The following is a 7,436-nucleotide window of genomic DNA, read 5'->3' as shown; positions in this document are numbered from 1 at the left end:
AACCCGGCGCTTGCTTCACCGCAAATCCGCCGCATAATCAATCCAACCAGATGAGCCACATCCTCTCTTAGATCAGAGCGCCATCTGTCCCAAAATCCCTGACGACGGACACCTGATGTTTGCTGCCTTGCTTGTACTTGCTGTTCTGACAATCCTGCTGCATGCAGGTGTTAACAAGTTCTGCGAAAAGAAGCTGGACCACCCGGAATAATGATGATGGTGCGGTGAGTTTTGAGGCAACTTAAGAGCACACGACGGTGAACTTCGGCACCCACTCCGAGGTTTATCAGCAATGAGCGTGTTTCATGGGCGAAGCCATACTGCATCCATCTGCGAATGAAGAAAACCCAAGGTCTGCGAGTCCCGCATATTGCTAGTTCGAACAATGCGCAGCGAACGGCCACAAAGTCATGTGTTCTTCTTGGGTTCCTCATAGCCCTCGTCTGTTCACGTTCGGGGCGGGTAGGCCTGATTATGAGTTCTGAGCCTAGGTTCATTCATCCGTACCTTTCTTGGAGCCTTTCCGTGGCTAATTGGTATTGCGAACCTCACATTCGGATCGACTTTGCGATTGCCCTCTAGTACAGCCACTGCCGTTTCGTTCAGTAAATTGGCAACCTCCATCGCATCCTGCGGTGAGAAAAAATGAACCTGTTCCCTTTCGCCTTCATTGACGATCGGCGTCACAAGTTTACCGGATCTTGGCGTTTCCGTTCCTGTTGCTGAGACGGTTCGAGGTTTGGTTTTTGCTGTAGTGAGCGGGTCATTTTCAGGAGTGTTACTCGGCGTTTTCATCGGGCTTGGCCTCTTTTTGAAGAACTTCGGAGAGATGGAACAACAGCAGCCGGACTAAGCCAGCTGTGTGCTTTGACTGCTGAACAGTGGCATCAATCTGTTGACCAGCTCATCGGGTGAAAGCCGGTGTGACAGATCGGCAAGCTCCGGCTCGCTGTCTGCGCTGATCGGTGCCAGGTTCAACAAGCTGCCGAGGTTGTCCGCAAAGCTGCGTGCTTTCACCGTTTCGATTGCTTGCGTCAGCTGGCGATCCTCGGCTGTTTCTTCGCCACCGGCTATCTCGCTCGGATCTTCGAAGAAGCCGTAGCCGACCACGCCCTGATCAAGGTGTCCGGCATACTCAGGCGGATCGTACGAGCGTGGCCCAGTGACAGCCGCACGCTGCGACAAGGACGGTTTGGCGACAGGCTCAGGCTCCGGTTCTTCGGCATTGCCCGAGTTTGAGGAACCGGCATCCTTCAGGAACTCGTCATACCGAGTCACAACGCCATCCTTGACCACAGGCACATCCGGCCAGGGCTTGCCCTTCTGACTGTTGTTCAGCGCTTTGAACCGATGGTCTATACAATAGGATACCCGGTTGGTGCGGATCGGGAACATGCCCTTGCCGGTGATAATGACCTCTTCCTTGCCCAGACGGCCGATTTCTTCAGGTGTCAGCAGCGCCCGGCTTTTCTCCGACCAGCTTTCAGACCTTCCAGGCTCTTTCGACCAGTTACAACCCGAGACGGATTTTTGCGTCACCGTCTTGTTGCCAAGGGCCTTGGACAGCTTTTGCTTTGTCTCTTCGGAATTGGGCGTCAGCCAGACATGCAGGTGCGAACTCTCGGTCAGGATCTCTTCACCAGCTGGCCCATAGTGTTCGCGCAGCGATGCCGGCGATTGCACAATCAGGCACAGCCGGCCACCATAGCCGGGGAGGGTGGTCACCGCATCGAAGACGCCCTGCATTGTCCCCAGCGAATGAAATTCATCGATCAGAAACAGAACCGGCAGGAAATCCTCACCCGAGGCCATGAGACGCCGGCGCAGCGCGTTGATGGCGCATTGGATGAACAGACGCATCAGCGGGCGCGACACCTGCTAATGAGCTTCCGGAATCGAGATGTAACAGGTCTGGGGTTCCCAACGCATCGATTCAAAGTCAAAATCATTGGTCTTTGTCGCGCGAACGATCGCGGGGTTGCGCCACGCATTCAGACCACCGCCCATCAGGACCGACAGGTAGATCCCCAGCTGTTTGTTGTCCTGGCCCGCCATGCGCAGCATCGCGCCCTTTGACACCGGATCTGGCGCACGCGGGGCAAGAGGAAGGAAAACTACCTTTTTTGGAAGCTGGCAGCAAAACTTGCTGACTATCTTCGGCAACCTCGCCGAAGCTCGGAAGATCATCGAAAACTGGAGGATCGACTACAAGACGCAACGACGGCACACATCACTTGGCGGATTGGCACCAGCCGTCTACGCCAATCTCAACCGTGCCGCCCGGCCTGCCTCGCCTGAGCTCCGCAAGGGCTCCGCTCAGCAGGCCTTGACTGCAACCATATCAACAGAAAGAAACAGGAACGGATTCTACACCTGAACGGCCCGGATCAAAGCATGTCAAACAATCGAATTGGTGCAAAGATGCCCGTATTCTTTGACGAGATTGCCTGAGGTTATATCACATATTAATTTTCATATAGTAAAAAATATACCACTAAGTTGAAGATAGTAGAGATAGGAATAACAAGAAAAGGTCAAAATCTATGGACGAGATCACTCCAGCGCTGGCGCAAACTTCGCGAAAAATGTTGACCTCCACTGCTGGGGATGAAGATAATGACGATTATCCCGGGTTGCGTGCAAGATACTCGGCAGGAGAGTCTTCGGCAATGGGTCGGCTCCGCAGCGGCAGAACCGCAGGGGTTAGAGGCGATCGGGTAACCGCTTCCAATTCAGAACCAGAATCAAGACCAGAACTTAGGAAGCTTGCACAATCACTACAGCCACTTAAGCGTAACCAAGGCATTCCAGACTACTTGATCGCGGCTGAAAATGAATTGTTCCGCGCAATCGGCGTTCTCGAACACGAGGGAAGCAGAGCCAGCCGAGAGACGCTGAACACATTCTCACGTGCCCTTGCGAACTATACAAAGCGATCAGCGGATTTCCTATATCGCGCGTCAAAGTCAGACTCAGGTCCAGTAGACCCTTCGATTAAACGTTCTTCAGTCAATGTGCTTTCAAGTGTGGTTGGTAATATCGGCTTTGCTCTTCCAGCAGCAGTTTCAACTGGTGCGGAACTTTATATGCGCAATAATGGCGTCTCAAGGGATGCAGCGCGTCAAATCGGTGATGGGGTTTTTGCTGCTGGACTAATGCTTACGATACCGTCAGCTGGTGCGTCTGGTTCGGTCAGACACCGGCTCGGGGGAGCAGAAACCCAAGTATTACTTCCTTCTGGCAATTCCGCCGGTGTTGGGCCGATAAAATCTAAAGCAGGTGGCCTCGTGGATTCAATTATCGGTACAACGGTGTATTCCGGGGCCCGTGCTGGGTTGCTCAAGTTGGCAGAAAGTCGGGGTTGGGACAGCACAGGCAAGACTTTGGCTGGGCAATTGAGCATGAGCGGCAGAGCCTACATGGCGGCAGCCGGTGCTTCGCTGGCGATGGGGGTGGCAAAGGAGGTTATTTACGCACCGATCGCGAAGTTGACTATTCATAGAAATGGGGCGGACAACTCTCACGCGCAACCGATTGCTGTCCATAATCGCAGCGCAGTTGCTGGAGTGCAATATAGTGAAACTCCGAACCTTTCAAAAGGTGCAGGCAACGAAGGTTGGAGTGGCAACACTACACGAATGCTGATTACGGAGACTATTTCGACGCTTTTCGCTTGCGCAGCCGAGTATGGTGTCGATCAATTGACGGAAGAAAGTGATGGGAGTGCTAGTGGGGAATTCCGAAAGGTCATGGCAACTTTTTCGGCGTTTTTCGCAGCGAAATCGGTGGCAAGCGCAGCGATGACCAGGCTCTTTAATCACCCAGCCTTACATGCGAATAAGCACATCAAAGCGTCCCAACAAGTTATGGTCGCTGGACTTCAAGAATCGTCAATGAAGCGGTTTGAAAACGCAGCCGCTTTATTGGCGTCGAAATTGGATGCCGAGGTTGAAGCAAGTGAGACCCTAGACGATGCAAAAGCGGACTATGAGCTTGTCAAGAAAATATTCTCTAGCCCCGCATTGATGGGAGTTTCCAAGATTGAGATTTTTCGAGAAGGCGCTTCACGCTTCGAAGAATTGGGGGCCAGACTTAGCGACGCTAGCCACGATACCGGAGCTGCTGAGCTCGCGGAAATCGGAAACTACCTCTGCAAAGCAGCGCACTCGCTAAGCACAGCTGCGGACTATCAGCAGCTTGCCGAAGATGGGCGAGCTGGACAAGAAAGACCCGAAGAGCCCAGGACGCTTGATGTCTACGTCAAGAATGCTCAGCGTCGTTTGCGTGACGCTCAGGCCATTGTAGCGCAAGTGCAAACCCAAGAAGAAGGGGTCGAAAAAAGATCAGCGAACGGTGCGTTGCGACCTATTTTGCCCTTGCTTGCAGGCCTCTCTACCACAGATAAAATTGGTCAAATCAATAACTTGACAGGTCTATTGGTTGATTTTCGACCTCAGAAAGCCGGGCGTTTTCGGTCTAGCGGGTGGTTTCGGGATCGTAAGATCCTAACTCAGGCTAACGTTATCGTTGATGCGCTCTCCAAAAAATCGTCTGCTAGTTTTCCGTCGCTTCAGTTTGCTGAGCACGCGATTGCTACAGGTCAGAAACTGGATACGCTCCTATCTAAGTTAGAGCAGGCCGTCAATTGGTGCAGCAAGGATACCAAATTAGCTGAGGCCAAGATTGCAATCATTCGAAACCGCTTCGCAATGGAAGGGTGCGGTATTTTAGGTGATGTGGAGACCGGAGATCAGGAACAGGTCACAGCGTCTAGGCGAAACGCTCGCAAGACCATTCGAACCGCTCTGACCATTGAAAAACAGGGTGGATGGAATAGAAACAGAGACCTATCTAATTTGCGGCGGGAATTGGGCCGGGGCAGTTTTTCGTTCGAACACCTCGCGGAGGAACTTCGACGTAGCCGCAACGCAATTAGACACAGAGGTGAAGTCGAGACCGGACCATCGGAGAACCGACCAGTAATTGTTCCCCTGACTACCGAGCATGATCTCAGGAACGCATTTGGCCATGAGCTTTTTGATACCATCTTGGATGAATACCCTAACCCGACCTCCGAAGACGAGTTTGACATAGCGACAGTTCGCGCGTTTGAAGCCCTGGGCCAGGATCTTGCAAAAATGCATTTCCGTCATCAACCGTTGTGGGAGGCGGCGCACAAAACGAACCAAGTATTTGATAGGGCACCGATGGAGACCATTGAGCAAAATGATGCGCACTATCACCCTACAAGTTACTCCGGCGCTGTAAATGACTTGGAAATGTTGCAACAGTTCATGAGAGACAACGGAGTACTACAGACGAATGCTGCGGGAATCCCGTCACAGCTTGCACATACTCGGCCAGATCACAAGTATTACGCCGCAGAGGTAAAGCCAAATCGAGCTGGAAAAGCACTGATTGATACGATGCTTGGGCCTAGCCCCGAGTTTGGTCTTAGATACAGGTCCCACGACGAGGCCCTTGGTTCGGATCTAATAAATACAATTCGCCATGATCCGAACAAGGGACGGCCGATCTCATTGTCGATCACGGGGATCGACCTTACTGACAAACCTACAATCGGTAAGTCGATAGACTTGAAGCTCGCTCAGTATCCCCGGCTCTTCAAATCGGTTGGAGAGGTCACTTGGATAAAAGAAATTGTTTCAGAGCTGAACCCAGAAATTCCAAACATCCCTGGCCCGGCTTCGAAACAGATGTTGCGCGACTGTTCGGATCGGGGGCTACCGATAATTTTGCATTGTGACCGAGGCACACCAACGAACAAAAACAAATATACATCTCAAGTTGTAGAGGTTCTAACAGATTGGATTGAGGAGGTTAATGGAGAAGAAGGCATTCACCGCGCAGACCCTCTATTTGATTCAGTTGGTGGACCGTCAAGGCATCTGCCTAGGCGTAAGGCTATGATCAGTTGGGCACATGGTGCTGGCATTTCAAGGTTTACGCCAGACTCGAGGCATCATACGCGTGATCTCAACGAACTACTGAGCAATGAGAAACTGAAAAGCGCTCTATTTGTAGATCTGTCCTGGGATTTTATTGCCCATGACATTCTTCAAAACACCCGCGATCTTCTGGTAAAAACCAATGTGCCAGAAGATATGCGTCATGGAATGCGAGAGCTACAAGACGGATTGGATGCGATTGTAAAATCTTATCAAGCTTTTTCCGAAGCAGGTAGCTTGTCTGATACAGCCGCCGACATTGGCGACGAAAATCTATCGGCATTGCACCGAGTGAGCTCGAACAAGATCGCGCAACTTCACTTGACTACACTTGCAGCCTTCAAAGACAGCTTGGATCGGCTCATTTCAGAAGATCCACGCTTTGCCGACGTGCTAGAGAGCCTAATGGTGGTGCATGGCAATAACGGCAACAACTGGTTGAATGTACTAAATGAACACAGCGACCGGCTGATGTTCGGTACTGATGCCTTGGCCGTTGGCACAAAAGCGCACGGGGAGGCAGCATATTCAGTGAATACAAAGACGCTGTATCCAATTTATCATATGTTCTTGGCGGTTGGAACAGCAAGAGGCCGTGAGGAGGGCGCTCCATTCATGCAGGTTGTCGACAATGTAGCGCGCGATACCTTCGATCGTTTCTTCAATGACGAGGAGATGCAGGAGCGGCGTGAAGCCTGGGAAGACATGTTGAAAGCCAAAGGAGCGGATTGGGGGGCTGAACTCGCTCGGGGAAACAGGCTTTCCGAAGAAAGTACGATAGCGAAAGCGCGGCGTGCTAACGGACTGAGGCCCCGGAGAGGTTTTCAGATAGATTTGAGCCAGCCTGAGTTGATTGCTGACAGAGCAACTTTGGTTGCACTGGACACAGGTAAGAACGGGTGTTGTGATGAGGAGCACTAGTCACCTGAATCTAAAGTTCGCCGCCTAGGGTTTTCTGTGTTTGTTGACAGAACCGCTTGAAGGCAGAATACATTGCCAATTTGTTTGCCAGCGGTTGCAAAGCGCCTTTGCTGGCGCGGTCAGGCGGTCAACTTGAGAGCATAGCCATTCCAAAGTTCGTGCGCGTCCAATCGGGCGTGGCGGTAGGAAATGGAAGAGAGGCGATAGCGGCGGGGTCGGAATGGTATCCGTCCGGTTTGCCCGCTCTGACGGCGTGATGGAGTGCCTGATAGTGTCCAGCATCGATAGTGGACATCCTAGCGTATTCTATGGCGGGCTGCCCGTTGTCAGAGTTTTTCGGAATGCTTTGGCTGTTTCGTAACGGAGGCTCTGGTGGAGTGCTGCATCTGAATTGGTCCACCGTTATGTTTAGGAAACGGAGGACAGAGAATGGCAAACAAGCGGCACAAGCCAGAGGAAATAGTTCAGAAGTTGCGGCAGGTTGATGTGCTTGCCGGACAAGGAATAGCGCGCGTTGATGCGATCCGCGAAGTGCACATAACTGAG

At 52.1% G+C, this 7,436-nt stretch carries 5 protein-coding genes and 2 pseudogenes; 3 read left to right on the top strand and 4 right to left on the bottom strand.

Translation table 11 applies throughout. The annotated features are described in order from the left end of the window. Positions 1–447: 447 nt before the first annotated feature. From ABLN87_RS21770 to ABLN87_RS21760, 3 genes are read right to left on the bottom strand one after another with little or no spacing between them, the layout of a single operon-like run. Positions 448–795, bottom strand: a complete 348-nt coding sequence (locus ABLN87_RS21770; RefSeq protein ID WP_353014199.1) for a hypothetical protein — start codon at positions 793–795, stop codon at positions 448–450. Positions 796–849: 54 nt separating this feature from the next. Then, positions 850–1,875: a type IV secretory system conjugative DNA transfer family protein gene (locus ABLN87_RS21765; RefSeq protein ID WP_353014198.1), complete on the bottom strand. Its 1,026-nt coding sequence runs from the start codon at positions 1,873–1,875 to the stop codon at positions 850–852. A gap of 3 nt (positions 1,876–1,878) precedes the next feature. Beyond that, positions 1,879–2,064 carry a hypothetical protein gene (locus ABLN87_RS21760; RefSeq protein ID WP_353014200.1) on the bottom strand — a complete coding sequence of 62 codons (186 nt, stop codon included), beginning with the start codon at positions 2,062–2,064 and terminating at the stop codon, positions 1,879–1,881. Here ABLN87_RS21760 and ABLN87_RS21755 point away from each other — a divergent pair. Together ABLN87_RS21755 and ABLN87_RS21750 are read left to right on the top strand one after the other, a co-directional pair. Further along, complete coding sequence (locus ABLN87_RS21755) at positions 2,054–2,377, top strand: integrase core domain-containing protein (RefSeq protein WP_353014197.1); 324 nt, start codon at positions 2,054–2,056, stop codon at positions 2,375–2,377. The two genes, ABLN87_RS21760 and ABLN87_RS21755, sit on opposite strands and share 11 nt — an antisense overlap. Before the next feature lie 166 nt (positions 2,378–2,543). Then, positions 2,544–6,890 carry a hypothetical protein gene (locus ABLN87_RS21750; protein WP_353014196.1) on the top strand — a complete coding sequence of 1,449 codons (4,347 nt, stop codon included), beginning with the start codon at positions 2,544–2,546 and terminating at the stop codon, positions 6,888–6,890. A 119-nt stretch (positions 6,891–7,009) separates the two neighbouring features. On the opposite strand, the pseudogene ABLN87_RS21745 reads toward ABLN87_RS21750, so the two are convergent. Continuing rightward, positions 7,010–7,111 (bottom strand): annotated as a pseudogene (locus ABLN87_RS21745) (IS6 family transposase); the annotation flags it as partial. 208 nt (positions 7,112–7,319) lie between these two features. Here ABLN87_RS21745 and ABLN87_RS21740 point away from each other — a divergent pair. Beyond that, positions 7,320–7,436, top strand: a pseudogene (locus tag ABLN87_RS21740) (IS3 family transposase); the annotation flags it as partial.

This window comes from Ruegeria sp. SCP10 (genome assembly GCF_040329495.1).
In the GTDB taxonomy this organism is placed as follows: Bacteria; Pseudomonadota; Alphaproteobacteria; order Rhodobacterales; family Rhodobacteraceae; genus Ruegeria.
This window is presented reverse-complemented; position numbering and strand designations above follow the sequence as displayed.

Excerpts from the sequence above, each read along its gene's own strand:
- ABLN87_RS21770 (WP_353014199.1), bottom strand. The coding sequence starts at position 795 with ATGAAAACGCCGAGTAACACTCCTGAAAATGACCCGCTCACTACAGCA.
- ABLN87_RS21755 (WP_353014197.1), top strand. The coding sequence starts at position 2,054 with ATGCGCAGCATCGCGCCCTTTGACACCGGATCTGGCGCACGCGGGGCA.
- ABLN87_RS21750 (WP_353014196.1), top strand. The coding sequence starts at position 2,544 with ATGGACGAGATCACTCCAGCGCTGGCGCAAACTTCGCGAAAAATGTTG.
- ABLN87_RS21760 (WP_353014200.1), bottom strand. The coding sequence starts at position 2,064 with ATGCTGCGCATGGCGGGCCAGGACAACAAACAGCTGGGGATCTACCTG.